Source organism: Microcystis sp. M53603_WE2 (assembly GCF_030065435.1).
Map to the genome: position 1 here is coordinate 1 of NZ_JASJFF010001176.1, position 1,453 is coordinate 1,453.

At 39.2% G+C, this 1,453-nt stretch carries 1 protein-coding gene and 1 pseudogene; one reads left to right on the forward strand and one right to left on the reverse strand.

Features of this window, described 5'->3' with window-relative positions; translation table 11 throughout:
- Positions 1-540, forward strand: a 540-nt coding sequence (locus tag PX481_RS24650; RefSeq protein ID WP_288096570.1) for a DNA cytosine methyltransferase, incomplete at its 5' end; no start/stop codon positions are given.
- Positions 541-846: 306 nt separating this feature from the next.
- Here the strand turns inward: PX481_RS24650 and PX481_RS24655 are convergent.
- Positions 847-1,275: pseudogene (locus PX481_RS24655) on the reverse strand (transposase); the annotation flags it as partial.
- Positions 1,276-1,453: the final 178 nt, after the last annotated feature.

Genomic DNA, 1,453 nt, shown 5'->3' on the forward strand with positions numbered 1-1,453 from the left:
AATATTTACCATTTTTCCTATCCTCAACCAACCCATCAAGAAACTTGTCTCAAAGATATCCTAGAAGAAAAGGAAGTCAGCGTTAAATATTATCTCTCTAATCAGTATTTAGAAACTTTGTTTAAACACAAGGATAGACACCAAAATAAAGGTAATGGGTTCGGTTATGAGATTATTTCTCCCGATGGTATCGCTAATGCTATTGTGGTGGGAGGTATGGGAAAAGAAAGAAATTTAGTTATCAATAAAAGACTGACTAATTTTACTCCCGTTACTCGCATTAAAGGAGAGGTAAATAAGTTATTCGTCCGCAGAATGACTCCCAGAGAATGGGCAAGATTACAGGGATTTCCCGATAGTTTTCAGATTGTTGTCAGCGATGTCCAAGCTTATAAACAGTTCGGTAATTCTGTGGCCATTCCGGTGGTAAAAGCGGTGGCAAAAGAGGTGATTAAAACTTTAAATTTATCCAGAGATTCTCAAGAAAATATCAGGATTAAAGACCTAGAGGGGAGACAATTAGAACTATTGTCAATCTGAGGAAAAATAGCAATTGTTTCTAGGTGTTTGGGTAGATGACAGCGTTTCTTACCAAGATGAAGTATAACCTAATTTGGTATAGACGACCGACTCCCCAAAACCAAAACTTCCTATCTCACCGTTAAGATAACTGCCAGAAGTGTTGAACGTCGTAAAAAGTCACACAAAAACGCCTATTATAGATAGGATGTAGAAGTAAAGATAAACCTCAAGGAGATCATAAAATATGCTAATAAATTTTCCAAAACTCATGAAAGATATTTTGAAACCACTGCCTAAAAATGACTACTGGGACTTAAACAAATTTTAAGCCCAAATGTAGCCCAAAGCCGCTTTGTGAGAGGTAAAGACATCAATATTCTGCGTTAGCCAAGTGAAAAAACGAAAAGACATCGCTGTACGAAAAGCCTCCAACGCATCGGTAAACGTCTCCAGAGGTTTATTCGCCCATCGTCTTTGTAGCCCCCCAGTTAAGTGATGCCAGAGAATAAAAGTGTAGGCACAAAACACCAGGATAAAATGGCGAAGAAGGCTTTCTTTCTCGCGAACCTGATATTCTCTTAGCCCCAACCATCCTTTCGCCTCTCGATAGAAAACTTCTACCCAATTTCTTGGCGAGTAAGTTTCTACTAGCCACTGCGGGGTTACTTTTTCCGCCTGGACATTCGTGATAAAATAATCGATGTCCGTAGCTTCTTCCCAAGAACTCGCGTTCATGCGGATGGGGTCGTTTCTGCCATGGGCGTATTTTGACGTGAAAGCCTACTATGACTTGATTATAGCTAAAAAAGGGCTCTTCGGTTTGTGTTATGCAATGGACGGGGGTTATAAGGGATGGAACCCTTATATAGAAAGGCATTTAGCGATTTTTGTCAATTGTTTTTTATCTAGAGCGAACTAATCAATTAAGTCT